General features: G+C 54.0%; 24 protein-coding genes and 4 pseudogenes. 16 read left to right on the top strand and 12 right to left on the bottom strand.

Annotated features, from left to right (window positions below; translation table 11 throughout):
• Window positions 1-18: 18 nt before the first annotated feature.
• Complete coding sequence (locus C4J92_RS14270; RefSeq protein ID WP_124363002.1) at window positions 19-447, bottom strand: hypothetical protein; 429 nt, start codon at window positions 445-447, stop codon at window positions 19-21.
• A 230-nt stretch (window positions 448-677) separates the two neighbouring features.
• Between C4J92_RS14270 and C4J92_RS14265 the strand changes: the two genes are divergently transcribed.
• The 8 genes and pseudogenes from C4J92_RS14265 (at window position 678) to C4J92_RS14230 (ending at window position 4,980) form a co-directional block, all read left to right on the top strand.
• Window positions 678-1,136, top strand: a complete 459-nt coding sequence (locus C4J92_RS14265; protein ID WP_124363001.1) for an Hsp20 family protein — start codon at window positions 678-680, stop codon at window positions 1,134-1,136.
• Window positions 1,137-1,282: 146 nt separating this feature from the next.
• Window positions 1,283-1,591 (top strand): annotated as a pseudogene (locus C4J92_RS14260) (ShlB/FhaC/HecB family hemolysin secretion/activation protein); the annotation flags it as partial.
• Between the two features lie 132 nt (window positions 1,592-1,723).
• Window positions 1,724-1,921: a hypothetical protein gene (locus tag C4J92_RS14255; protein WP_124404309.1), complete on the top strand. Its 198-nt coding sequence runs from the start codon at window positions 1,724-1,726 to the stop codon at window positions 1,919-1,921.
• Window positions 1,922-1,937: 16 nt separating this feature from the next.
• The gene (locus tag C4J92_RS27520) at window positions 1,938-2,102 is read left to right on the top strand and encodes a polymorphic toxin type 24 domain-containing protein (RefSeq protein ID WP_124404308.1); all 165 of its coding nucleotides are present in this window, start codon (window positions 1,938-1,940) and stop codon (window positions 2,100-2,102) included.
• Window positions 2,102-2,569 (top strand): hypothetical protein, encoded by a 468-nt coding sequence (locus tag C4J92_RS14245; protein WP_164487536.1) that lies wholly within the window; start codon window positions 2,102-2,104, stop codon window positions 2,567-2,569. Before C4J92_RS27520 ends, C4J92_RS14245 begins: the two co-directional genes overlap by 1 nt.
• 468 nt (window positions 2,570-3,037) lie before the next feature.
• A complete protein-coding gene (locus tag C4J92_RS14240) occupies window positions 3,038-3,463 on the top strand; it encodes a hypothetical protein (RefSeq protein WP_124404307.1) in 426 nt (141 codons plus the stop codon).
• Between the two features lie 317 nt (window positions 3,464-3,780).
• Window positions 3,781-4,137, top strand: coding sequence for a hypothetical protein (locus C4J92_RS14235; RefSeq protein WP_124404306.1), 357 nt, complete (start codon window positions 3,781-3,783; stop codon window positions 4,135-4,137).
• 186 nt (window positions 4,138-4,323) lie between these two features.
• Window positions 4,324-4,980 carry a hypothetical protein gene (locus C4J92_RS14230; protein ID WP_124404305.1) on the top strand — a complete coding sequence of 219 codons (657 nt, stop codon included), beginning with the start codon at window positions 4,324-4,326 and terminating at the stop codon, window positions 4,978-4,980.
• 68 nt (window positions 4,981-5,048) lie between these two features.
• Here the strand turns inward: C4J92_RS14230 and C4J92_RS14225 are convergent.
• Window positions 5,049-5,422, bottom strand: a pseudogene (locus tag C4J92_RS14225) (NmrA family NAD(P)-binding protein); the annotation flags it as partial.
• Between the two features lie 95 nt (window positions 5,423-5,517).
• Here C4J92_RS14225 and C4J92_RS14220 point away from each other — a divergent pair.
• Both C4J92_RS14220 and C4J92_RS14215 read left to right on the top strand, forming a co-directional pair.
• Window positions 5,518-5,766: pseudogene (locus C4J92_RS14220) on the top strand (winged helix-turn-helix transcriptional regulator); the annotation flags it as partial.
• 151 nt (window positions 5,767-5,917) lie between these two features.
• Entirely contained in the window at window positions 5,918-6,970 is a 1,053-nt protein-coding gene (locus tag C4J92_RS14215; protein WP_124404304.1) for a D-isomer specific 2-hydroxyacid dehydrogenase family protein, read from the top strand.
• A gap of 97 nt (window positions 6,971-7,067) precedes the next feature.
• On the opposite strand, the gene C4J92_RS14210 is transcribed toward C4J92_RS14215, so the two are convergent.
• From C4J92_RS14210 to C4J92_RS14200, 3 genes are all read right to left on the bottom strand, one after another.
• On the bottom strand, window positions 7,068-7,244 hold the full coding sequence (locus C4J92_RS14210; RefSeq protein ID WP_124404303.1) for a DUF3606 domain-containing protein: 177 nt from the start codon (window positions 7,242-7,244) through the stop codon (window positions 7,068-7,070).
• Window positions 7,245-7,988: 744 nt separating this feature from the next.
• Entirely contained in the window at window positions 7,989-8,345 is a 357-nt protein-coding gene (locus tag C4J92_RS14205; RefSeq protein ID WP_044421421.1) for a type II toxin-antitoxin system RelE/ParE family toxin, read from the bottom strand.
• A gap of 2 nt (window positions 8,346-8,347) precedes the next feature.
• A complete protein-coding gene (locus tag C4J92_RS14200) occupies window positions 8,348-8,638 on the bottom strand; it encodes a type II toxin-antitoxin system ParD family antitoxin (RefSeq protein WP_124404302.1) in 291 nt (96 codons plus the stop codon).
• A gap of 337 nt (window positions 8,639-8,975) precedes the next feature.
• Here C4J92_RS14200 and C4J92_RS14195 point away from each other — a divergent pair.
• Window positions 8,976-9,164: pseudogene (locus C4J92_RS14195) on the top strand (transposase); the annotation flags it as partial.
• 189 nt (window positions 9,165-9,353) lie between these two features.
• On the opposite strand, the gene C4J92_RS14190 reads toward C4J92_RS14195, so the two are convergent.
• The 5 genes from C4J92_RS14190 to C4J92_RS14170 form a co-directional block, all read right to left on the bottom strand.
• Window positions 9,354-10,772, bottom strand: coding sequence for a UvrD-helicase domain-containing protein (locus C4J92_RS14190; protein ID WP_124404301.1), 1,419 nt, complete (start codon window positions 10,770-10,772; stop codon window positions 9,354-9,356).
• Window positions 10,762-12,492, bottom strand: a complete 1,731-nt coding sequence (locus C4J92_RS14185) for an ATP-dependent endonuclease (RefSeq protein ID WP_124404300.1) — start codon at window positions 12,490-12,492, stop codon at window positions 10,762-10,764. Before C4J92_RS14185 ends, C4J92_RS14190 begins: the two co-directional genes overlap by 11 nt.
• Before the next feature lie 289 nt (window positions 12,493-12,781).
• Complete coding sequence (locus C4J92_RS14180; RefSeq protein WP_124404299.1) at window positions 12,782-13,300, bottom strand: hypothetical protein; 519 nt, start codon at window positions 13,298-13,300, stop codon at window positions 12,782-12,784.
• Window positions 13,301-13,391: 91 nt separating this feature from the next.
• Entirely contained in the window at window positions 13,392-13,853 is a 462-nt protein-coding gene (locus C4J92_RS14175) for a hypothetical protein (RefSeq protein ID WP_124404298.1), read from the bottom strand.
• 139 nt (window positions 13,854-13,992) lie between these two features.
• A complete protein-coding gene (locus C4J92_RS14170) occupies window positions 13,993-14,535 on the bottom strand; it encodes a DUF3732 domain-containing protein (RefSeq protein WP_372238397.1) in 543 nt (180 codons plus the stop codon).
• Between the two features lie 147 nt (window positions 14,536-14,682).
• On the opposite strand from C4J92_RS14170, the gene C4J92_RS14165 reads away from it, so the two are divergent.
• From C4J92_RS14165 to C4J92_RS14150, 4 genes are all read left to right on the top strand, one after another.
• Window positions 14,683-15,903 (top strand): multidrug effflux MFS transporter, encoded by a 1,221-nt coding sequence (locus C4J92_RS14165; protein WP_124404296.1) that lies wholly within the window; start codon window positions 14,683-14,685, stop codon window positions 15,901-15,903.
• 16 nt (window positions 15,904-15,919) lie between these two features.
• Entirely contained in the window at window positions 15,920-16,525 is a 606-nt protein-coding gene (locus tag C4J92_RS14160; protein WP_124404295.1) for a TetR/AcrR family transcriptional regulator, read from the top strand.
• Window positions 16,526-16,613: 88 nt separating this feature from the next.
• The gene (gstA, locus tag C4J92_RS14155; RefSeq protein WP_124404294.1) at window positions 16,614-17,249 is read left to right on the top strand and encodes a glutathione transferase GstA; all 636 of its coding nucleotides are present in this window, start codon (window positions 16,614-16,616) and stop codon (window positions 17,247-17,249) included.
• A 62-nt stretch (window positions 17,250-17,311) separates the two neighbouring features.
• Window positions 17,312-17,593 carry a hypothetical protein gene (locus C4J92_RS14150; RefSeq protein WP_124404293.1) on the top strand — a complete coding sequence of 94 codons (282 nt, stop codon included), beginning with the start codon at window positions 17,312-17,314 and terminating at the stop codon, window positions 17,591-17,593.
• Between the two features lie 530 nt (window positions 17,594-18,123).
• Here the strand turns inward: C4J92_RS14150 and C4J92_RS14145 are convergent.
• Both C4J92_RS14145 and C4J92_RS14140 read right to left on the bottom strand, forming a co-directional pair.
• Complete coding sequence (locus tag C4J92_RS14145; protein ID WP_124404292.1) at window positions 18,124-19,749, bottom strand: methyl-accepting chemotaxis protein; 1,626 nt, start codon at window positions 19,747-19,749, stop codon at window positions 18,124-18,126.
• Between the two features lie 324 nt (window positions 19,750-20,073).
• Entirely contained in the window at window positions 20,074-21,264 is a 1,191-nt protein-coding gene (locus C4J92_RS14140) for an acyl-CoA dehydrogenase family protein (RefSeq protein ID WP_124404291.1), read from the bottom strand.
• A 259-nt stretch (window positions 21,265-21,523) separates the two neighbouring features.
• On the opposite strand from C4J92_RS14140, the gene C4J92_RS14135 reads away from it, so the two are divergent.
• The gene (locus tag C4J92_RS14135; RefSeq protein WP_124404290.1) at window positions 21,524-22,051 is read left to right on the top strand and encodes a flavin reductase; all 528 of its coding nucleotides are present in this window, start codon (window positions 21,524-21,526) and stop codon (window positions 22,049-22,051) included.
• The last annotated feature ends 3 nt before the right edge of the window (window positions 22,052-22,054 follow it).

Below are 22,054 nucleotides of genomic sequence, written 5' to 3'. Positions count from 1 at the left end.
AGCCCGGCCAGCGTCAGATCAACGGTGCTTGTTCTTGTGTTTATGCTTGTTGCCCTTGTGCTTGCGGCCGTCGGAGCGATGGCTGCTCTCGTCATCCGCCAAGTTGTTACCCACCGCGCCACCGGCGGCGCCACCCAGGCCTGCGCCGATGGTCGAACCGGTACTGCCGCCCAGGTGGTTACCGATAACCGAACCCCCTGCAGCCCCGACCCCGCCGCCAAGCGCTGCTTCCGTGCGATTGCCTTTCTGCGCGCCCACCGCACCGCCGGCTGCGCCACCTACACCGGCGCCGATGGCCGCGCCGGTCGAACCACCGAGCTGCTGGCCCACCACATTGCCCAGCACACCGCCGACACCACCGCCCAGGGCGGCTGTGCCATCCCCGGCGGCCATGGCGCCTTGGGAAATCAGGATGCCCAATGCGAGGGCAGGGAGAGTCATTTTCATTTTTTTGTACCTCAAGGGCTGTCTCAGGCGCTCACGGGTTAAAGCACGCCTGGGCTTAAGATTAGAGCACAAGCGGTAACGTCGCAGTTCTCGCGATAGCGTTATCCGCCAGATAAAAATTTTTTCTCAGCCCTCTTGAATTCTTTCTGCGCGTCCATAAATTTTTGATCACGCGATGCCGAAGACGGGTCGCGTACTAAATCACTTGGAGAAACTCAGGAGATTTTAAAATGGCTACTACCCTTTCGTTGGCCCCACTGTTCCGTCAATCGGTGGGCTTTGACCGCTTCAATGACCTGTTCGAGTCGGCGCTGCGCAGCGAGGCTCCGAATTCCTATCCACCTCATAACGTGGAAAAGCACGGTGATGACGCCTACCGGATTGTCATCGCAGTGGCTGGCCTGACTGAGGAGGATCTGGATATCCAGGTCGAACGAGGCGTTCTGACGGTTTCCGGCGGAAAGCGCGAAACCGACGAGAAGGTCGCTTACCTGCACCAGGGCATCGCCCAACGTGCGTTCCGGCTGTCGTTCCGCCTGGCGGACCACATCGAAGTGCGTGGCGCATCCCTGAACAACGGCTTGCTGAGCATCGACCTGCTGCGCGAGGTGCCTGAAGAGGCCAAACCCAAACGCATCACGATTGGTAGCGAGGCAAAGCCTGAGTTGCGTCAAGTGAGTTTGCAGTAACGCAATCGGCGGTAAGAAGGCGCTCTACGGAGCGCCTTTTTTGTTTGACCAGCGAAACAAATTTCTACATTTAATTGACGCCATCAAAATGCCACTTTAAGATCCGCGCCCGTTAGTGGCATTGAGCCACATAGAAGGATCTAGACATGTGGCGTTTGATACGTCTGGGCGGCCTGTCCGTTATCGTTTGCTTGAGCACCACCGGGTGGGTGCAAGCCGCCACGGCGCAGAACACGCCGGGCATCACCGACCTGATTCGCGACCGCCAGGACCGTTTGCTCGAAGAGCAGCAACGGCGCATCGACGAACTCAAAGACCTGCCGGGCAAGTCCGCTGCGACAGCAGCACCGGCCACCCCCGTCGACACCCGCTGCTTCCCGATCAGAACCATCGAGCTGGGCGGCGCCGATGCGCTGACCGAGGCTGAGCGCACGCGTCTGATCAAACCACAGTTAACCGAAACTGAATACCGTTCCCAGGCCGAGGCCAATCATGCAAGTTCAAGCAGGCCGGCGGTTGAGGCGCTTGGCTCGAAGGAGACGAGGCTGGGACTTTTGACGCGAGTATGAAACGTATAAGCGATTGACATGAACGACAAAAAAACACCCGAATGGATTACCCGTGGAAAAACCATTGCCGAGCTAATTGAGGAGTTACAGTCTTTTGAGGATCAAAGTCTCATGGTTGAACTTTCGACTGATGGTGGGATGAATAAAAAGCCAATAAGCTTAGTGGGAAAGGAGAATGGTGTATGTGTCTTGTTTAATTGCGAATTCAGTCAGTGACAAGAGTCATGATTAAATGATTGTTAAGAGAGTCGACGTTACTGGAGCGGCACATGCAAATGTATCAACGCCCGATGCGGTCGAGTACGGGAGAAATGAATTACCTGATGGGACGATAAGAGTTCAGTCGCCCTCGACAAAACTAGCACCCAGGCCCGCTAAACCGGAAGAGATTCCATAATGAAAACCACAATTAATCCTTTGGTCGGCTTGGCTCGTTATGAGTCCTGGAAGTCGGAGTGGGTGAAAAAAGACACGATTGACGAGTTTTCTTATATAAGTAGTAAGTGTCATCCTGAGGACGTGCTGTTGTCGTGCAAGCTATTTTTCCCTGATTTTGTTGTGGTTGGAGATGGAGTGTTTTTAGAAAATAAATATGATGGTAATGTTTTTGAATGTTGGCTCAAGCAATTTGGTGGCGACTTGCAAGCAACTGAGAAAATGATTAATCACACTCATTTATATGATGTTTTCGAAGGGTGCTCTGAGGATGTTGATGATAGAGTTTTTGAGCAGTTGGCGGTGGCGGTGGCGTTATCGTGGAGGTTAGTTTTGAGTGATAAGTTTCCTGGAAGAAAATTTACTGTAGATATTTCTAACTCTGATCAGGATTACGGACCGGTAGTTACTTTTTGGCAAGTGGCTTGACAGTGAAAAAGGTGCAATCAAAGCGAGTAAAGCTATTGGTCAACCTGTAGCGGCACTAATAGCAGGGGCACAAGGAAAAAGTGACAGATTTATTTGATTAAGTTCTGGGGTTTCAAAAAGCTAAAAAAATAAATCTGTCCCTTTTCCTGGTTCTATGAGGAGGCTAACACTGACGCTGATAACATCCTACATGCCAATGATGCAAAAGGCGCTGGAATACCCCCTGTAATGAACAAACCGTTGGGCTTGGGTTCGACGGGGAGATCCACGTCTGCTAATTTGAATGAAAACTTGCAATGAGCAGGCTATTTCAAATCCTGTTGCAGGTCGTTCGCTGCCCGTTCCGATGACTGATGCTCGATGGCCGGCAACTGATGGCTGGGTGAAATCGGCGCAAAACATCAATGGAATCGAAATTCACTATGTAAGAAACTCCATTGCTGGAGCAATTGATGACTTCAAATTTAAGTGAGTAAACATATGCTTGCCTTTTGCCGAACTAATCTCGGTAGCGCTATTCCACCCAGGGAGCGCTATTTAGGTGAGGTGGATGAAACTGACTATTCTCCTTTGTGTGTTGGGGAGAGTTACGTGGTATATGCTCTTCTATTCATTTTTGACCGAGTGGATTTTTTGGTGCGGGCTCCTGAGCAACCACCTTTTTGGGTTCCTAGCAGTCTATTTCGTTTGGTTGATGCTAGTGTTCCAGCAGGCTGGGAGTTTTGTATTACTCAGTCGCACCCTGACTACAAGTCTCTTTTTGATGTGTTTAAAATCAGCTGTGTGATGGGCTACCCGCTACTAGTGAATGAGTATAAGCATTATATTGGCATTATTGAGCGAGACCCCGTAGAGGTGCTGCGATTTATGGAGATAGAGCATATATCAGGCTGACTTAAAAGTTTTATAGTGCAAAAGGATTAAGAAGGTGCTTGGTTTTGGAAGGGTAGATGGCGCTAGGGCATGAAGATCACGTGGGGCCTATCTGTGCACTAATGGAGTATTAAGACTATTGGAATGATTGAGAAATTAAAAGCTGAAGTTCTGCCTTCAAGGATGACGCTCACGGAAGGGGAGTTAGCACTTTCGTTATTGAATATCCGTGAAAAAGGAACCTTTGATCCCGGCCACGAGTGGAGCCGGTACACGAGTAGACACACATGTACCACTGCCACCCAATACCCTGCCGCCTAAGCGTTGAAGAGGAAACTATGATTAATGAATCGGATTTGTCCGAATTAAGGTCAGCAGTGCTGACCGGTGTTACTATTGGAGTAGGTTCGCAGATTTTTATTTTTGAAAACGGAGTGACCCTATTAATTCAGTGTCCTTTCAAACGCGTTGGTAAAGGTGTTGCACGATGGGGGCACGGTGAGGAGGCAGCTACTAGCTTACTGATTTTTGATTTTTTAAATCATGAAGTTGTGAGCGCTACCTTTGCAGTACAGGGGATATTGGTGCTTGATTTTGGGTGGCTCGGGACTTTGGAGGTAGTTCCAGAATCAAATGGCTTCGAGTCTTATGTCTTGATTACAAGGTTCGGTATGTCGCCAGTTTTGGTGTTTTGATAGTCAAAAGATACGTTGCTTATTGGAAGTTATTGGCCGGATATAGAAGCGCCTATTCACAGACTTTTGGTCTGAATTGGTTGGTGGGCATGAAGCGCGGCAGCTGTAAAAAGTTGATGTTTTCGAAAGGATCACCCACCAAGATGAATACAAATGCACATGACGACTGCCGGGCAGCAGCCAAGCATGCGAATCAGCACCATCCTTTGCGATATTAAACTAAACGTTTTGAGCGCTTCTGATATTTCAGTCCGCAACGAAGTAATTAATCTCGGTTATGCTCGGGAGCATCCACATGGAATAATTTCGGCAGCGAGTTTTCTAGTTTCAGGATCATCACGCAATTCGTTGGTCTGTGTACTGAATTTTATCTATGAAATTTTCGAGCGGCGAATACCCAAATATAATCTGTGGTTATTTTTAGGTAATTCCGCTTGGCAGCCAGATATAAGAATTGTTCGGCACCGAAAGCTATGGGGGGCGTTAAAAGCCCGGGGAATCGAAATTACAGACGGCTGCCGTGTGCAAGAAGTGGTTATAGATTCTGACAGCAGGCTGAAATTTTTTGGAGCTGTGTGCTTGTCAAAATTGTCTGTGGAACCCGCAGTCGATGCGCTTTTGGATGAGCGCTGTTCATATATTATTGCGTTGCCTGAGGACTTTGACGTTCATCGGATTCTTAACGTTGGATGGTCTGGAGAATTATCAGAAGACTTAAGTCTCTTCGGTTATTTTATTCAAGCTGGGGGGCTTTTTTTTAAACGGGTTGGTGAGTTCGATGATAGTGAAAGGGGCTTTGTCTCTATTGGCTCCCCTACGTCGGTGAGGAATTTGCTGGACTAAACAGCATTCATCTTCGGTAGGCCACAGGTAGCACCCAGTTTGTACAGGAACGGGTGGACCATTGGTGATTGCCAGGGGAAGTAGCGCTTCACGCCGGACTTGAGTGCTGCGCTAGCCAGTTTCATCGGCGTTTCTCGGCCCGCGACCATGCCTGCGCAGCCTATCAGCGCGTCGAAGCGTACGAACACTTCAGCAAGCTGCTCGATTGAATCCTTCACCAGGTCCGCAGCGACCATTTGGACGCCCAGGCGACGAAGCTCATCGGTTTCCCGCTCTTTCTCCGGCGCCTGAGTGTTGATGGTCGACTCCTCAGCAGGACGCTGACGGTGGAACCAGGCGCGCGCGATGCCACCCGCGCGAGGTTGCTCAACACTGGAAGGCCAAGTTCACCGGCGCCTAGAACGAGAATAGATTGGGGAGGTAGCGGGTTCACTTCGGTCATGGTGTCTCCTGAGATTGATGCCTGTACGATGAGCAAATGCTTGCACGATTTGGCAGCGCTTATAAGAAGGCACACGTGTGATATCAGGGAAAGAAATGACCGATCAGGAGGCGCTGAGGCAGGCCGAGGCTATCTGCCGGACGCTTAGAGAAGAGGATGATGGCGTCAGGCGGGAAGTCCTCGCTTACGCGGGCAGCCGCTGGTCATTGGGCATCCTGCATGCCTTGGGTGTGTACGGTAAGTTGCGCCACGCTGAGATAAAAAGGCAGATGGTCGGCGTGACTCAGCGAATGTTGACGAAGACGCTACGTTCCCTTGAGCGCGATCGTCTGCACTTACGAAAGTCAGGACGGTAAAAAAACCTTCATGGCAAATCCCCACGCCGATTCCGGCCGATTCAAACGTGCCTGAGTAATTGAATGAGTGGTTTGGAGATGCTCAGGTTGACATTCGATTTGACCGAACAGGGCACGACCCTCCGAGAGGATCAACTGTATGGCATTTACCACCCTGATATTGGATGCCCCCGGCCCGCCGTTACTGTTTGAGGAAGTCGATCGCTTTCTTGAGCTGGGCCTGGCTGTCACCCTCAACCTGCACTATTTCGCGGACAAAGACCGTATCCGGCAGCACTACAGCACGCGCATTCAATATGCCGAGATCAACTGCCATGACGAGCCTGCCTTTATTGCCGCCGTGAGTCGGGCCGGGGGTTACAACGTGTTCAAGACGCGCCTGAACATCCCCTTCGGCGCCAGTCTGATCCGCGCCGCCACCTCGCCTGCGCTGGCCACACCGCTGCGCGCCATTGCCCAGGCCGGCACGGGAGTCGATCACATTGATCGGCTTGAGTGCGAGCAGTGCGGCGTGGCGGTACTCAACACGCCGGGCTCCAACGCGGCCGCCGTTGCCGAATACGTCGTGGCCCAGACGCTGTTTCTGTCTCGCGAGCTGGATTACTACAACGCCGAAACGCACAACGCTCACTGGGCAAAAGGCACCTTGGCACCCACCCCCGAATACGCCGAACTTACGCTTGGGCTGGTGGGCACCGGCAACATTGCCCGGCAAGTGGCACGCAAGGCTGCAGCGCTGGGCATCAAGGTGATCGCCACCGGGTCCGAGCGATTTACCGAAGCGGTGGCGCGCAGTCTTGAGCTTGATCGACGGGCAGGCCTCGCGCAGTTACTGGCCGAGGCGGACATCGTCTCGATCCACGTACCGCTCACCACGTTGACCCGAGGCTTGTTCGGCACTGCCGAGTTCCGGCAGATGCGCCAAGGTTCAATCCTCATCAATACCGCTCGCGGCGGAATCGTCGACGAACATCAGTTGGCGGCCTTCATGAGTCAGTTTCCCAGGCATATCAAGGCGGTCGCCATCGATACCTTTGTCTTGGAAAAAGACCGGTTCGACTCGCCCTTGATCGGTATTCCCAACGCGCAACTGACGCCGCATATCGCCGGCAATACCACCACGGCAATCAGGATGGCATCACGCCAGATCGTCGAGGAGATCCACGCATTCAGTGCTGCAAACACGGGTTAACCAACAGGCCACAAGGAAGGCACATCGTGCAAAGGCCAACGACTGAAGCCGCAACAGGTGCGGCTTCAGTTGATGCTGCAGGTGGGCGTCACCACTCTCACTTGCCGAGCTTTTTACGCACGTCCTCAACCATTGGACCAACAGCTTTCACTGCATCCTTGAGCTGTTGCTCAGTCACACCAAACTCTTTCGTCCAATGTTTCAACTCCCAAGCTTCGGAGGTGTTCACTCGAGCACGGTCTTGCGGGCCACGGTTTTTCAGATCGTCAGACATGTTCAGCTCCATGCGGTTGGCCTGGAAATGTCCAGGCATCTCCTGATAGAACCTTGGGATGCGTGCGTAGTTCGGTTGATTTTCTGTGGGAGTCAATCGATCGGCAGAACGCTGGAGAAGGGTAATTGCGCAGCAGAAAAGATAAGGGCCTGCCCAGGTTTCCCCGGCAAGCCCTTGATATCTATGGTGCCGAACCCGGAATCGAACAAAATGATAACTTATTGAAATATATGATTTATGTTCAATAATGTTGAGAATGCTATCCCTAAAAATATCCTATTTTAACGACGTGTTGTGCGTAAGGTTCAGCGCATGCTGGGTGGGTGCTATCAATAAATCTGTCGGTATACATAAGACCCGTACGAGCCATCCCCGAAAAACATTTTGACTGGGCTCTAGAACGGTGGTTCTAGCCTGAAAAAAACCAATTGTGCCCCCACTTTTGCCCCCATTCGCACCGAATACGCGAGTGAGCACGAAGGGCGATCTCCGACGGACTCCAGTATGACAGTGGCTGGTACTCGGTGCGCCTCGGTATACTGGATGAGCAACCTGTCTCTGGAAATACTTGGCCGTGCGGAAGAGGAAATGGGTAATGAGTCGATATCCAAGCGGATAGTTCGGTCAGACCCAGAACCCACCACTTCAATTGACGGCCGAGTAGGCCGGGCTCAGATTGCAATGTGGAGACGGCGCCTTAACTTCACTGTTGATGGCGAGTTAAGCCGTTGGGCAGGTCGTTAATCAGTCATTAGGCAAGTGCAACTGCACGTCCATGGCGTCATGAAGGAGTCGGACGACCTCGATCACCTCGTCATTTGCCACACGATAAAATACGACGTGGCGTGGGCTTTTGACCGTCCCATGAGGGTGTTTAGCTTGCTGGCGTGAATAGACGAGGTGATAGCTGCGAAGGCCTGGTGCAAGCTCATCGCGCTCGTGGCTGCCAATGCGATAAGGCGTGCCGGCAATCGCTTGCAGCGCCGCGAGGATCAGCGCTTGATATCGTTGCCGTGCTTGATCACCGAACTGCGTCTGGGAGAGCCTGAGGATGTCGACAATGTCGGCGCGCGCCGCATTGGAAATCCGATACTGCGACATGCTCAGTGTTTCTCTTTCGTCGGGATCGTTGCCTCCAGGCTCAAGCCCTCGAGGTAGTGCGCCAGATTCCCTTCGTTGAGCTCAGTGAAGCGCCCGCGCTCAAGGTCCATGATGCCGATCGAGGTAGCCTGACGCAGGGCCTCAATTTTGGCAGTGTCTTCGGCGACGCGCTGTTCCAATAGCCGCAAACCTTCCCGCATCACTTCGCTGGCATTCTGATAGCGGCCAGACTGAAGAAGGTCATGGATAACCTGTTCTTGATGAGGGGTGAGCACAACGTTTCGCGTCGCCATAATAAGCTCCAACTTTCGGCAAACAATTTCTTTCGATAATTGGCATATTATGCCATTTTGCCTACGAGCACATGGTTTGGGATTTGAATCTGACGAACTGTGTCGTACGGGGTCATCCTTTGCGCCGAGCCGCGTGCTAGCCCGGACTGCATGCGCACAAAGTCAAAAAAGGCTGTCGTAAGGGGGGACGTCCTAGGCAGCTTGATTAGGCTCTGTACGAAATTAGGCGAAACTATTTCGGCAAGCCTAAATGACTGAATTCGATAGAGTTCTCACCTCGGCTGGGGAAGCTTCCCTGATGGCCAAACGCTACGAAATTGCAGTCGAATCCTGAGCGTTGATCCCCGACTTTTTTATCGCGCCCCGCCATTGCGGACGCCCCATAGCCGAAGATCGGCTCATGCTCAATGGCATCCTCCGAGATCTCTCTTCCAGTGCGGCCTGGCGTGACATGCCTGAGCGTTTTGGCACTTGGTCAACGGTCTATCAACGCTTTCGTGATTGGCGCAACCAAGGCACGTTCGACTAGATGCTCAAACTACGCTCCCGCCGTCGATCACACCTCCAGCAATATTTGGTGCGCAGGGTCGTATTCGAACATCAGCGCCGCCCATTCTGAGCGATGCGTATTTTTCATCCGATCTTGCCGTATGGATCTCGCTTCGGGCTAATCGATAGGATGCGATCGCTCCCTGTCAAACCTTGTGAAATCGCGCTATCTGGGAGGCGTCAGGACAGGGTTTTGACTACAGACGATGAGCCTCCTCGCTCCACGCGTCATGGCAACGTAGAGGTTCTTGGCGTTCATCTGCTCAGGCTCCAAAATCACCGCAACATCAGCCTCCAGTCCCTTCAGCAGCAACGTGCTGCCTACTGCTCGACGCGACAATGGGCGCCCTTGCATCCGGTTGCGCTCGCGGATCTGGATAGCCGCTTCGTGGAAGGTGTGCGTGTGAGATGCTGCCATTCGTAGCGCGGCGATACAGCAGCGAAGGATTTCCGGGCGGTATACGCGGCAATCCTGCTGCTGGGAGAGCTGCTGCAGGAGGTCGATCACACCTGCAAAACTGGGGGCTGCCATATAGTTCACCGCCACGGACTCAGCGACTGTTGGTGGTGTGCGGTTGCGACCATTGCGGATGGATTCCACCCGAGTAAGGTAAGCATTAACGCCCACACCGGTCATCACGCTCCCGGCGAAGTTGGCTATCTCGATCAGCGCCGTTGGCCCTGCCAGCTCGAAGCTCTGAGCGAAGGTGATGAGGTCGGGCAGATCCACAGCCTCTACCGTTGTTGCACCTGGTGTCTGGCTTGTCAGGCGCTGCCTGCCAGCCGTGTTTCTGGCATCCCCTATGATCAGCGCCGACTCTCCGTTTTGCAGCGGGCTCAATGCAGCGTTTCGTCGTTGCGCGTCGGCATTGGGTGGGTGGATCTGTATCCATTGAACTTCGCGGGGCGCTGCAGCCAGATCGACTGGGTGACCGGCTTCCAGCAGTTCTCTCATCTGAAGCAGCCAGAGCCCCAGGTTCTCCGCATGGGCGAGGCGCCATCGCCAAGGCGTGGCCAGGGCGCCAATCCTGGGGAAGTGTGGAAGGACATCGGTGTTCCAGTCGACCAGGCGATTCTGTGCGATGTCGAAAATGGCCTGCATGGGGTCGCCCAGGACATAGGTGGGCAAACTGGCAGCGAGCCAGGTGACGATGATGTGTTGTGCTTGGTTGCAGTCCTGGTACTCGTCGACCAATAGGTGCGAGTAAGTTGACCGTAACACCTGATCCAAGTGTTGCCCACTCAGCAGCGCGATAGCCGCCGCGCGGATTGCAGGATAGTCAGCGGCGCGATTGGCTAACTGCATGATCGCTGGATTGTGCCCGCTTCGGGCGGGAAATTTGCCGATTAGCTTCATGGCGAAGCCATCCAGCGTTGCAATGCGAAATGAGGCGGGTGCCACTCTTGCACGGGCCATGCGAGCGCGCAGCGCTGCGACTCCGGCGTTGGTGTGGGTCAGAATCAGAATGGGTTTTGACCCCGTGTGCTGAATCAACGTGTCCGTAATCAGCTGCGTTTTGCCGCAGCCTGCCGGCGCGGTTATCGACCCTCTTGGAAAATCGAACAGCGCGATTTCAGGCGGCATGAATCCAGCCTCTGATCCGGTTGATGGTCGTTTGGAGGTCGGGATGAGACGCCTGCAGGTTGGGGCCAATGATGTGCTTTGCGATGAACTCGTAGGTTGTCACCGACTTGAACCAGCCATTCTTGCGAATACGTGAAGCAAGTCCTAGATAGCTTCGAGTACCTGGTGCGTAAGGCACCCCTTGCGCTCGAAATGCCTCGATTTGCTCCAGAGTCAGGTTGTTTTGCGAACGATCGCGTATATGGACAGCTACCAACTCTCGGTCACGCACCTCAATGGCTTTTTCGAGCAGCCTATCGATGGCCGTGTCCGGCACGCATGCAAACAGCTCATCTTCCAAGGCTCTGTCTTGGCCCCAGGTGGCAGACTGTCCTCCCGCCAGATGGAAAGCGTTTTGGATGGCGGGATTTACGGGCTTGTCCGCATCGACGATCACAAGCACCTCGTACCCGAGGCTCAGCAGAGCGGAGCCACGCGTGTAGCAGTTGTCAGGGCTGCCGCCGTTGACGTTTACATAGGCTCCGCCCAGCGCTAGGAAGGAAGGCCTGCCGAGGGTGCCCCAGTACTGATCCAGGCCGCGCATCAGACCCACTTCACTGGCACCTTCACAGACCACGATGCGTTTGGCCAGAAAGGCCTCGGGATCAGCGCGGAGCGTGCTCTGTACATCATCGGATGTTCCGGCTTGACGAACCTCGTGATGCCCCTGTAGTGGACGAACCACGAAGAGTTGATGCCCCGACAGTTCACGCAGGGCAACTGGGGAGTGGGTGGTCAGGAACACCTGAAGGGGCTCTGGGGTGTCCTTGGCGCCGAGAGAGTCCATGAAGCGAATCAGGCGATGGGGTTCCAGGCCAAATTCCACTTCATCCACCAGTGCGATGGAGGCTGCCTGTGCGACCTGGCGTTGAAGTCCCGCTACCAGCAAGCGAGACGATCCGGTGCCGAGCGATCGCAGAGGAATGCCCTGGTCGTTGTGCAGGGCAATGGCGCCATCACCGATCGAGACTGCATGGGCATCCAGCAATGCTTGGGCGGCTGCACCAACGGGTACGCCGAGATAGTTGGCGGTCTGCGTCACGATCTCCAGAGGCCGCTGAAGCTGAGCTCCTGCTTGCACACCGAAACCGTTCCGAGCGTCTCGTGCGGCCTCTGCCAAGGCACCACCGAGCGCAGGCCGCTCTTCGGTCAATCGGTTGAGGATGGAGTTACGGCTCCACGACAGGTTGGTGTTGGCATAGCTTCCGATGCGAGCGGGGGAGATGCGTGCTCGATCCTTCCAGGCCAGGTTTCGCTCAATGCCCTGCTGACTCGCCCGCTCAGAATAGAGCCGCCAGGAAGGCTCCAGATCACTCTCGACCTTGAGTTGCAGGGTCAGTACGGTTTCGATATCGAAACGCGGCTCATCTTCTAGCGTTCGGTTCGTATGATCGAAGCCGCGCAGGAAATCGCCATAACTGTCGAGGTTGATCAGGTCATCAGGTAGGCCACCCAGCGTCACCGTGATCAGGATCGGCTGGGCAACATCCAGCTGGTAGAAGTCGGTGTCGCCGAAAGGCACGTTGCGCCGGGCGCCGAGGCAAAGATCGATGGCATCAAGAATACTGGACTTTCCGCTATCGCCAGGGCCGATCAAGCAATTGAAGCCGGGTGAGGGTGTCCAGTCCAAGTTCTGAATAGAGCGGAAGTTTTGGATCTGGAGCCGACGAATCCTTGCCATACAGTAAGTCCCTGCGCTGATCTGCCCGATGCCGCTTCGCTTTGATCATAGCTAGATTTCGAGTCAGCACAGGTGCACGTGATGAGACGTCACATCAGATTTCCTTCCTGGGGGGTAGCCAGCTTGCTTTCATGCCATTTGGTTGAAGTGGCAATTGAAGCGATAACAAGCAGCTCAGGCGCTGGGAGGCCTTTAGCGGCTGGGTTTGCTGCGTAACATCCCACTTTAGCCAGGAAGCCAAGCTTGAAGCTATCCGCGTCCAAGGCTTCTGGGCACGCATCCAGGTTACTCACTGCTTAGCAACTGCTGCTCGGTCGCCAAGCTCTGGCTTCATGATGGCGCGAATGTCATACAGCAAGCTGCTCACGTCATGTAGCTTGCTGATGAACTCCTCCAGTATCTCGTTGGTAACCTCGAAGTAGCGATTTTTCTTGTCCAGCCGACGGTGCAGAATTTGCTGTCTGGCTTGGTTGGTGATCGGGTAGGCGTGCATGATGTCCGAACGCCGTGTATTTAGTGCTTGGAACATGTCAGCGGCGGCGCGGCCAATAGGCCCGACCGCCGGTTTTGTTGCCTTAGCTTTCTTTACGCACTTGCGGAATTCGCTGAGGATCTCGCCGCCCGTTCTTGCCTGCAGCTCAGTGCGGTTCACGAGCGGATCCATATGGTGAGCGAGCTCAGCCATGAAGCTGCTGAGAGAAGCAAAGCCGTACAGCGTGACCCCAAGCCGATAGATGTAACCATCGTCGGCTGGAAGCGCGAGGCGGGTGAGCTCTCTGATGGCTTTGGTGTTTAGCTTGATGGTCATGACGTGTACTCCAACATCCTTATCGTGTCCCGAAGATACCGGGCTCTGTGCTGCGAGCCCGGACTGTACTTTACAGGGGGAAATGACTGAGTTACTTGAGCTTACCGCGCAGCCAGCTCATTACCCGGATCAACACTTTCAGCTTGCGATAGAAGTTATCCGCATCGACCAAGAAGCCCAATTGCTTGCGGAGTTGCGCCATCTCGTTCGTCACGGCCCTATGCGTATCGGTGCCAGCCAGGCCTGCTGCAACCATGTTCTGATCGACCTCGTGCAGTTGACGGTACCAGGCAATATCGACTGCGTGATGCTCGAAATAGCGGTGGATGAACACGCGGTGCTTACCGAGCAGAAACAGGTAGGCGCCAAATCCCGCCAGAAAGACCTGCAGCGTGCTGATCTCACCCCCCTGAGCGTTCAGGAACTGGACGATTTGTGGTGTTCGCCAGCAGCCGATCGCGAACAATACGGGCCATAGGGCGATGGAGAACAGTGCTTCGTTTGTGTGTGGATAGCGTATCAGTTGAATGGGGATAAATCGGAGACGGGTCATGGCAACTCCTGGTAGAAGGCTGTCCTGGCACGAGGGGGCAGGACTTACTCAAGCTTCCAATTTTGCCTAGGTTAGATGCAACTCAAGTGGATGCATTTTGGTACCCATCGCCAAGAAGAGCGGCGCATTCAACAGCTCGTTAGAACGTCACTTCATCCTTGAGTGGCCAGCCTTCTGGCACCAACGCCGGAGGTTTGCTCCAAGGTGCCTCCACCAGAGACTTCTGGAACCAGTCATCCCGTAGATTTGCGTGCTCCGTGATGATGATCTGGAAGCCTGGTACGTCTTCGACCGTGAACTGGTATAGCAGGTTGAACAGCTTGCGTACCGAGTCCATATCGGCATCGGATTGCTCGGTGTTCAATACCGTACCGTCGACCGCTTTGTAGGATTCCTCTGAGGGGAAATACACTTGGGTCGGCTGATCGATCAACAAGAAGCGCGGCATGGGTCGATTGCTCTTGGCGCAGTACCAATGCAAAGCGAGCAGCGCGGAGAGATGATAGGCCAGGTAGTTTTCGCCGCCGCCTGTCCGAGCCATGGGCACAGAGCGCTCAGGGCGGTCGAAAATGATGGTTAGCTTCTTCAGGTCGAACCGGGCAGGGTAGGCACTGAATTCAGATTCGAAGCGTTTGTTGTACAGATTGAACTGTGCCGAGATGCTGTTCATGATCGATGCCAGGCGGTCGTCCAGATCGCATGCCCTGCGCGGCGCGCTGGCCGGTGCTGCCTGACCACTGAAAAATAACGACTTGACCTTGCCTCCAGGTTCTCGTTAACCTCGCGCCGCCTTCCTACCTTCCGGTAGGAAGCTAATCGCGAGTGTGTTATGGAAAAGATTCATTCCGGCAATCCTTCGCTGAAGTTTGCCATTGCCTTGGGCGCCATCGCCGCACTGGGACCCGCAGCCGTCGATATGTATTTGCCAAGCCTGCCCGAAATGGCAGTCGAATATTCGACCAGTGTTGCCAGTATTCAGCTGACGCTCACGGTCTTTTTGTTGGCAATGGGGCTTGGGCAATTGCTGTTCGGGCCGGTTGTCGACGCCTTGGGCCGTCGACGTCCACTGATGGCAGGCTTGCTGCTGTTCAGCTTGAGTGCGCTGGCTGCAGGCGCGGCACCGACCCTTGAATGGCTACTCGTGGCACGATTTGCCCAGGGGATAGGCAGTGCTTTGACGTTGGTAGTCATCATAAGCATGGTGCGTGACGTCACTCAGGGCGTTCAGGCTGCAAAGCTTTTTGGCCTGCTGCTGACCATTCAAGGTGTTGCTCCCATCATCGCCCCGGGGTTGGGTGGTTACATTGATGCGCATTTCGGATGGCGGGCCGTCATGCTGGTACTGGCTGTTCTCGGTGCGCTGGTGGCGGTGAACTCGATGGCTGTTTTGCCTGAAACATTACCCGTGCAAAAGCGCGAGCCATTGAATATGAGACGGGCGATCCGCACATATGTGCGCATCGCAAAAGACAGTCGTTTTCTACGACCCACCTTAGCGCTGTCAGCCGTGTTCTTTTTTCTCTTTGCCTATGTAGGCGGCGCTACATTTGTTTATCAGAATGAATACGGACTGCCTACTGCCCAGTTTGGTACGCTGTTTGGCGCAACCGGCATAGCGATTCTTATCGGGGCCGTCGTGGCTACCAAACTGGTGGGCAAGTACGGTTTGGCCCGCATGGCAACGGCGGGGGCTTTTTGCATCTTTGCAGGTTCTGTCGTGGCCTACGGGGCAGCGGTATCTGGTTCTAGTTTGTACTGGCTGGCCGCCGGTGCCGCAATAGCACTGCTTGGATTGGGGATTGCAGAAACCACATTGATGACCCTGGTGATGTCCTCGCAAACCACTGCGCTGGGTTCAACGGCTGCACTGCTGGGCGCTTTTCAGCTTGGCATCTCGGCCTTCGCCACACCGTTGACCGGTTGGGCGAGCAGCCATGGCGCCATTGCCTGGTGCGCATTTCTGATCGTCTGCGCTGTTCTGGTGGGCGCGCTGATCTGGGTCAGTGTGTGCCAGGGCAGGGCCGAGCACCTCACCGCGTTGAACCAATGATTAAAAGGACATCCTGATGAAAGTGCTGAGCCCTTCGGCAGGCAGAATCTGTGACATCGCCCTGGTGCATTTCGCTGAGCGTGGATACGACGCCTCGTCGCTCAATGACATTGCTGTCATGGCCGGTATGCGCAAGCCTTCGTTATACGCGCACTTCAAAAGCAAGGATGATCTGTTCGACGCCGTGCTGAATCTGGCGATGGTGACGGAGAGGCACTATATCGAAGAGATGTTTGCAAGCGTCCCGGCGAATAATGACGAGCCCGGCAAGCTGTACACGGAGAGCCTTTCAAACCGCTACGAGTCTTCTGCTGCTCTGCGTTTTCTGCTGCGCACGGCATTCTTTCCGCCTTCGGAGCTAAAGGCATCGGTTACGAGTGGCTTTGAAGCCTATCTTGATCGCCTGCGTGAACACTTTGGCGCAAGCCTTGAGAACAGGTATCCAGCCCTGTCGGCGAACGAGATTTCGATGTTTCAGGATGCTTATATCGGCGTCATCGACAGCCTTCATGTCGAGTTGATTTACTGTAGTGAGGGCACCTACCGTCGGCGTCTTGCCGCTTTGTGGCGCATTCTTGGTGATTCGCTTTCTCTTGCTGTGGAGAAAGTGGCACAGGGATAACTCAACCATTCAAACTGTGCAAAAGCGTAGCGAGCAAGTCAAACGTTATACGAACTCGCACGACAATCAAGTCCATGGAGATCACAGAATGAAGCTTTACTACAAGCCTGGCGCCTGCTCCCTTTCGCCACACATTGTTGCAAACGAACTTGGCCTCAAGGTCGAATTCATCAAGGTCGACCTCAAAGATCATGTAACAGAACAAGGGAAGAACTTTTACAAGGTCAACCCGCACGGCTACATTCCTGCGCTTGAGCTTGATAATGGTGAAATGCTCTTGGAGGGCGTTGTAATCATCCAATATCTTGCAGACCAGAAGCCCGAAATAGGCCTTGCTCCAGCCAACGGAACGTTTGAAAGATATAAGCTTCAGGAAATGCTCGCCTTCCTCTCAACGGAAATCCATAAGGGCTTTATTCCGCTCTTTTATGCTGCTCCGGCAGGAGATTACATCGAGATTGCAAGACCGAAGTTGGAGAAACGCTACGCTTGGATTAATGAGCATCTCTCAGACAAACAGTTTCTTATGGGTGACAAATTCACGGTCGCTGACACCTACCTGTTTGCTGTGACTGGTTGGGCTAAGGCATCCTGGCTGAAGTCCTACGAAGACACGCCGCTTCATCTTGACAGTCTTCATCATCTGCAGGCTTGGTATGAGCGTGTGAAGAGCCGTGAAGCCGTGCAACAGTCCATACTCGAGGAAGGTCTCGACTTGAACTAGCGTCTTGATGCCCTTTGCCAACGGGTACCTAGCGCATATCCATTGGCTCCGTGGCGAGCCAAATGGAATATATGCGCATCATTGCAGCAAGTCTTGAAGAGCGGTTGCGCAAGCAGCATTTCGGTCAGTTCACTTTGAGTTCGCCACGCGGGTGCTGGATTTCAATACCGATATTCGACGACACCGCTTGCGAGTTTGCTTCAGTCAGCGGGCATGGGGGAGTGGAAGAAATGCAGGTTGCAGCGCGGTGCTTTCTGCGTTTGCAGCAGAATCCGTCTGTGGAAGAGAGGCTATGGCTGAATGCGATGCCGGCCATCGAATCGCCGGGTTGGGTACATTCCTGAATAACCTTGGCTTTGAAAGCGTCGGAGTAGGAACGGCGTGTTGGCTGCATGAAATACCCGCTTAAGAGGCTAGTTCCGGTGCCCACTTAAATTTAAGTGCGCAGCATGTCTGGGCTTTGCGGGGGTGGATAGATGACTCGGCCGGATGCATACGAACCACACGAATGACGATCTACTTTGCACGCGAACACTGATGACGCGATAGCTGCAGAATCGCAGCGACAAAAGGCGAGCAACGAGGGCTGTTAACTGGTGATAGCACCGAAGAAGCGCAACCATATGGCGTACTTCTTCATGCACTACGACCATACAAGTTTCACAGCTAAAATGGCTACCAATAATCGGTAGCTACCGAGAGAAATGCGACATAAAGCCGTAACTGGCGTCCAGTTTAACGTTCTCACAGAGTTTAAGTTGGACCCTGTGAGAAACGAGTCTTGCCTGCTAACCACGCACCTTGATATATCAGGAAAACCGCGTTATCGCTCCCGCGGGCGAGCCTCGCTCCAACAGCTGGACACCTATTCGTCTTACAAACTAAACCTCGAAACCATGCTGTTTAGATCAACCGCCAAGCGGGTCAACTCGCCGCTGGCGGCGCTGGTCTGGGCGGCGCCGTTGGAAGATTGCGTCGACAGGTCCCTAATGTTGACCAAGTTGCGGTCCACTTCACGGGCGACTGCAGCCTGTTCTTCCGCAGCGGCGGCGATGACCAGGTTACGCTCGTTGATCTCGATCACTGCGGTGTTGATGGTTTCCAGCGCCAAGCCTGCGCCTTTCGCGATGTTCAGGGTAGATTCAGCACGGTCAGTGCTGTTACGCATTGAACTGACCGCTTTTTGGGTGCCGCCTTGAATGCTGCCAACCATGCGTTCAATTTCGCTGGTGGACTGTTGGGTGCGATGGGCCAAAGCGCGTACTTCATCGGCGACAACCGCAAAGCCGCGACCGGCTTCACCGGCCCGGGCCGCTTCGATAGCTGCGTTCAGCGCCAGCAGGTTGGTCTGATCCGCCAAGCCACGAATCACGTCCAGAACCTTGCCGATGTCGCGGGACTCTTCCGCAAGATTACCAATCAGATCAGCGGTGCTTTGCACATCCCCGCTCATGCGTTCGATAGCGTTGACGGTTTCGTGAACCAGATCCCGGCCATCGCCTGCTGACGCCGTCGCGTTTTTTGACGCCTCTGAAGTGCTCACTGCGTTACGCGCCACTTCTTCGACGGCGCTGGTCATTTCGTTGACTGCAGTCGCGGCTTGTTCTATTTCGTTGTCCTGCTGCGCAAGGCCACGGGCGCTTTCATCGGTAACTGCGTTCAGCTCCTCGGCAGCGGAAGCCAGTTGTATTGCGGATCCGGAAATACGGATCAAGGTATCGCGCAGTTTCTCCTGCATTTTTTGCATGGCTAGCAACAATCGGCCCGCTTCGTCAGTGCCATCAACCTTTATTGGTCGGGTCAGATTACCTTCGGCGATGGTTTCAGCCGCTTCAAGTGCCAACGCTATCGGTTGGGTGATGCTCTTGGTCAGCAGCCAGGCAAACAGCATGGTCAGCAGCGAGGCAATAATGAGGAGGCCGACAACCCAGTTGAACGCAGAGCTGTACTGGTCAGCAGCGGATTGATTGATGATAGCCAGCTGGGCGTTATTGAAGTCAGTAAGCTTACCCAACGCTACGTTTATCTGCTCAGCGTTAGCCGCAGACTCGGCGTTCAGCACGCGCGTTAGCTCCTGCAGATCGCCAGCCCGACTGAGGGTAACAAGGCGCGTTTCAATCTTCCGATATTCATCCATCAGTCGCATATAGTCGTTGTAGTCGGATTGCTCTACAGGGGATGAAATCAGTTTGGCGTATGCTGCCTGCGACTTGATAAGTTGTTGGTTTTGTTCCGCAAGTAATTCGATGGTCCTGTTCTGAATATTCGGTTCGCGATCAGTCAACAGCCGATGCGACAAAACCCGCATGCGGACGCCCGTCACCGTGAGAGCATTCAGGGTCTGAAAGCTAGGGACGCCATTTATCGCGATGTCGTCGCCAGCTGCTCGGATCTTGCTCATCTGAGACAGGGCGAAGAGGCCGAGAATCAGCATGAGCGCGCCTATCAGGGAGAACCCCAGAAATGCGCGCGGAGCAATGTTCATTGTTCTTATTGTCATGGTTTTCCTAGAGCGTGGAATGTGCTCCCCGCAAGCAGCGGCGGATGGCCCAGCGCATAAGTTTTTATCGGTCGCTTGATGACACACTTGAGCGAAAACAGCTGTGTGCCGCATATTAAAACTGATATTGCCCACTCACCAACTCGCATACATCGACTGATGTTGGCCCGATGCAGCCCGATTGCGACAATCTTCAATCCAGACGACCTGGACGCGATTTTCGTTAAGTGGGTAGAGACTCGCTAACAAGGTTGCATATTTCTCTTACAGAATCAGCTCTAGAGGCTGCAGCAGCGTGGCAGAAGCTGCTGTGCATAGTGGTGCTCAAGGATAGGGGATGGTCGGTTCGATGCCCGCGAACACCGCGCCAGCGCCGTCGTAAGTCGCTTCGCCGAGGAAAGCATGCTGTGTTACTACCATGGAGTCGCGTACGATCCATTGCAGACGATTGTCATTGAAGATGGCTGCAGTCCCAGCCAGTCGATAAGCCTTCATGACTACGTCCGCTCCGGTATGAGCGGCATGGGTGGCGCTGAGGCGCAATAAGTTTGTCTGCTGCAGGGTCACCGGATTACCGGCCAAAAGCGAGGCCCATACAGCTTCGGCGGATTCGTAGAAAAACGCCTGAGCGCTTCGCAGCATCGCCTCTGCCTTACCCAGTTCGCTGCGGTAATAAGCGCGATCACCCAAGCGCGGGGCACCGGTGACAGTCTTGGTGCTGCCCGACATTGCGATCACCAAGTCCAGTGCTGCGCGTGCCAGCCCAAGGTTAACGGCGGCGTGAACTTGCGCCTGGTAGGAAACGGACGGGTAATGATAGAGGGGCTCGTCAATTGTGGAGGCACTGCCACGCACGAAAGTCCACTGGCGTTGGATGTTCTTTTGGTGCAATTTGAGGTCATGGCTTCCTGTCCCTTGCATTCCGACAACATTCCAGTTGTCGACGATCTGCACTTCGCTTGCCGGGAACACAGCGGTCAGCGGTTTGCCTGCCGTCGGTCCTCCACCGTTGGCCGATGTGCCACCGATGCCTACACCAATCCAGTTCGCACCTTTGCACCCACTAGCAAACCGCCAGTGCCCGCTGACTTCCCAGCCATTTTCAGTCTCTTTGGCGGGTTGTAGAGGGTACAGGCCGCCAGCATAGACCTGGTCTGGCCCGTTGGCATAAATCAACGCTTGGGTTGCCGGGGGTAGTGCCGCCAGGTAGATGTTGGCTGAGCCGAACGCGGTCACCCAGCCGACCGAACCGTCGGCTTCGGAAACCCGCTCTACAATGCGCAGGAACTCGGCTGGAGCCAGCGCATCGCCACCGAAACATTTGGGAGTACTGGCGCGGAAGATACCGGCTGCTTTCATTTTTTCGATCATGTCTAAAGGGACATGGGAGCGTTGATTAAACTCGCCGCGACGCTCGGCAATCTCCGAGATCACATCATCTAGGGAAATCGCCTTGATGCTGATTGGAGCGCCTTTACGTGTGTCACGATCATCGAAATTGTTTTTGCTGTTCATGTTTATTGTTCTCTGGCTAGGGTGATTGCATACACGTTCAGAATGCGTGGGCTGATAAGAAAAAATCAAATTCGGAATATGAATAAGCTAAATAATCCGTGGGAATTAACTGTCGTGCCATGCGCCTCTAAAGGGGAGGGCGTTTAAGGGCGATGGCTATTCCTGCTGTCAATAGTGCGTATGAGTAAAGCGAATTTGACCGAATGAACAATCCCTCTCAACATGGATTCACCAAGTCAATAATTAAAAGGTGAAGGTTATGGTTAGCGATCAATCAAAACAACATTTTCGGCAAGCGCTGTCATTGTTGTCTGCGGCGGTGAATATCATTACTACCGATGGCCCCCATGGTCGCTTCGGATTAACTGCGAGTGCGGTCTGTTCGGTCACTGATACGCCCCCAACATTATTGGTTTGCATCAACCGTAACAGTTCAATTCATGAAGCGTTGCTGGGCAATAGGGCGTTGTGCGTAAATATACTGACCGGTGATCTGGAGGGTGTTGCGCGACAGTTTGCTGGTATGACCGACCTGCCGCCTGCTGAACGTTTTGTCGGCCAGGATTGGCGGACAGGCTCCTCGGGCCTACCGGTGTTGAACGACGCCCTAGCAAGCCTCGAAGGAAACATAGTAGATATCAAGGAAGTCGGATCGCATTCGGTATTATTTGTCGAAATTAACCAAATTCAGGTCCGTGAAGAGGGGGAGAGTCTGATTTACTTTGGGAGAAACTTTCACCGTCTGGGGCGGGCTGCAGCCGTCAACGTACAGACGTCGGCATCCTGAATA

The organism is Pseudomonas sp. R3-18-08 (assembly GCF_003852065.1).
Classification (GTDB): Bacteria; Pseudomonadota; Gammaproteobacteria; order Pseudomonadales; family Pseudomonadaceae; genus Aquipseudomonas.
The sequence above is the reverse complement of the archived record's forward strand: the minus strand, read 5'-3'. Positions and strand labels throughout refer to the sequence as shown.

Bases quoted from the DNA above. Each gene is read 5' to 3' on its own strand.
- C4J92_RS27520 (WP_124404308.1), top strand. From the start codon at position 1,938: ATGATTGTTAAGAGAGTCGACGTTACTGGAGCGGCACATGCAAATGTA.
- C4J92_RS14145 (WP_124404292.1), bottom strand. From the start codon at position 19,749: ATGACAATAAGAACAATGAACATTGCTCCGCGCGCATTTCTGGGGTTC.
- C4J92_RS14235 (WP_124404306.1), top strand. From the start codon at position 3,781: ATGATTAATGAATCGGATTTGTCCGAATTAAGGTCAGCAGTGCTGACC.
- C4J92_RS14205 (WP_044421421.1), bottom strand. From the start codon at position 8,345: ATGTCGCAGTATCGGATTTCCAATGCGGCGCGCGCCGACATTGTCGAC.
- C4J92_RS14200 (WP_124404302.1), bottom strand. From the start codon at position 8,638: ATGGCGACGCGAAACGTTGTGCTCACCCCTCATCAAGAACAGGTTATC.
- C4J92_RS14140 (WP_124404291.1), bottom strand. From the start codon at position 21,264: ATGAACAGCAAAAACAATTTCGATGATCGTGACACACGTAAAGGCGCT.
- C4J92_RS14160 (WP_124404295.1), top strand. From the start codon at position 15,920: ATGAAAGTGCTGAGCCCTTCGGCAGGCAGAATCTGTGACATCGCCCTG.
- C4J92_RS14165 (WP_124404296.1), top strand. From the start codon at position 14,683: ATGGAAAAGATTCATTCCGGCAATCCTTCGCTGAAGTTTGCCATTGCC.
- C4J92_RS14150 (WP_124404293.1), top strand. From the start codon at position 17,312: ATGGAATATATGCGCATCATTGCAGCAAGTCTTGAAGAGCGGTTGCGC.
- C4J92_RS14245 (WP_164487536.1), top strand. From the start codon at position 2,102: ATGAAAACCACAATTAATCCTTTGGTCGGCTTGGCTCGTTATGAGTCC.
- C4J92_RS14210 (WP_124404303.1), bottom strand. From the start codon at position 7,244: ATGTCTGACGATCTGAAAAACCGTGGCCCGCAAGACCGTGCTCGAGTG.
- C4J92_RS14270 (WP_124363002.1), bottom strand. From the start codon at position 447: ATGAAAATGACTCTCCCTGCCCTCGCATTGGGCATCCTGATTTCCCAA.
- C4J92_RS14190 (WP_124404301.1), bottom strand. From the start codon at position 10,772: ATGCCGCCTGAAATCGCGCTGTTCGATTTTCCAAGAGGGTCGATAACC.
- gstA (WP_124404294.1), top strand. From the start codon at position 16,614: ATGAAGCTTTACTACAAGCCTGGCGCCTGCTCCCTTTCGCCACACATT.
- C4J92_RS14180 (WP_124404299.1), bottom strand. From the start codon at position 13,300: ATGACCATCAAGCTAAACACCAAAGCCATCAGAGAGCTCACCCGCCTC.
- C4J92_RS14265 (WP_124363001.1), top strand. From the start codon at position 678: ATGGCTACTACCCTTTCGTTGGCCCCACTGTTCCGTCAATCGGTGGGC.
- C4J92_RS14215 (WP_124404304.1), top strand. From the start codon at position 5,918: ATGGCATTTACCACCCTGATATTGGATGCCCCCGGCCCGCCGTTACTG.
- C4J92_RS14230 (WP_124404305.1), top strand. From the start codon at position 4,324: ATGCGAATCAGCACCATCCTTTGCGATATTAAACTAAACGTTTTGAGC.
- C4J92_RS14185 (WP_124404300.1), bottom strand. From the start codon at position 12,492: ATGGCAAGGATTCGTCGGCTCCAGATCCAAAACTTCCGCTCTATTCAG.
- C4J92_RS14175 (WP_124404298.1), bottom strand. From the start codon at position 13,853: ATGACCCGTCTCCGATTTATCCCCATTCAACTGATACGCTATCCACAC.
- C4J92_RS14135 (WP_124404290.1), top strand. From the start codon at position 21,524: ATGGTTAGCGATCAATCAAAACAACATTTTCGGCAAGCGCTGTCATTG.
- C4J92_RS14255 (WP_124404309.1), top strand. From the start codon at position 1,724: ATGAACGACAAAAAAACACCCGAATGGATTACCCGTGGAAAAACCATT.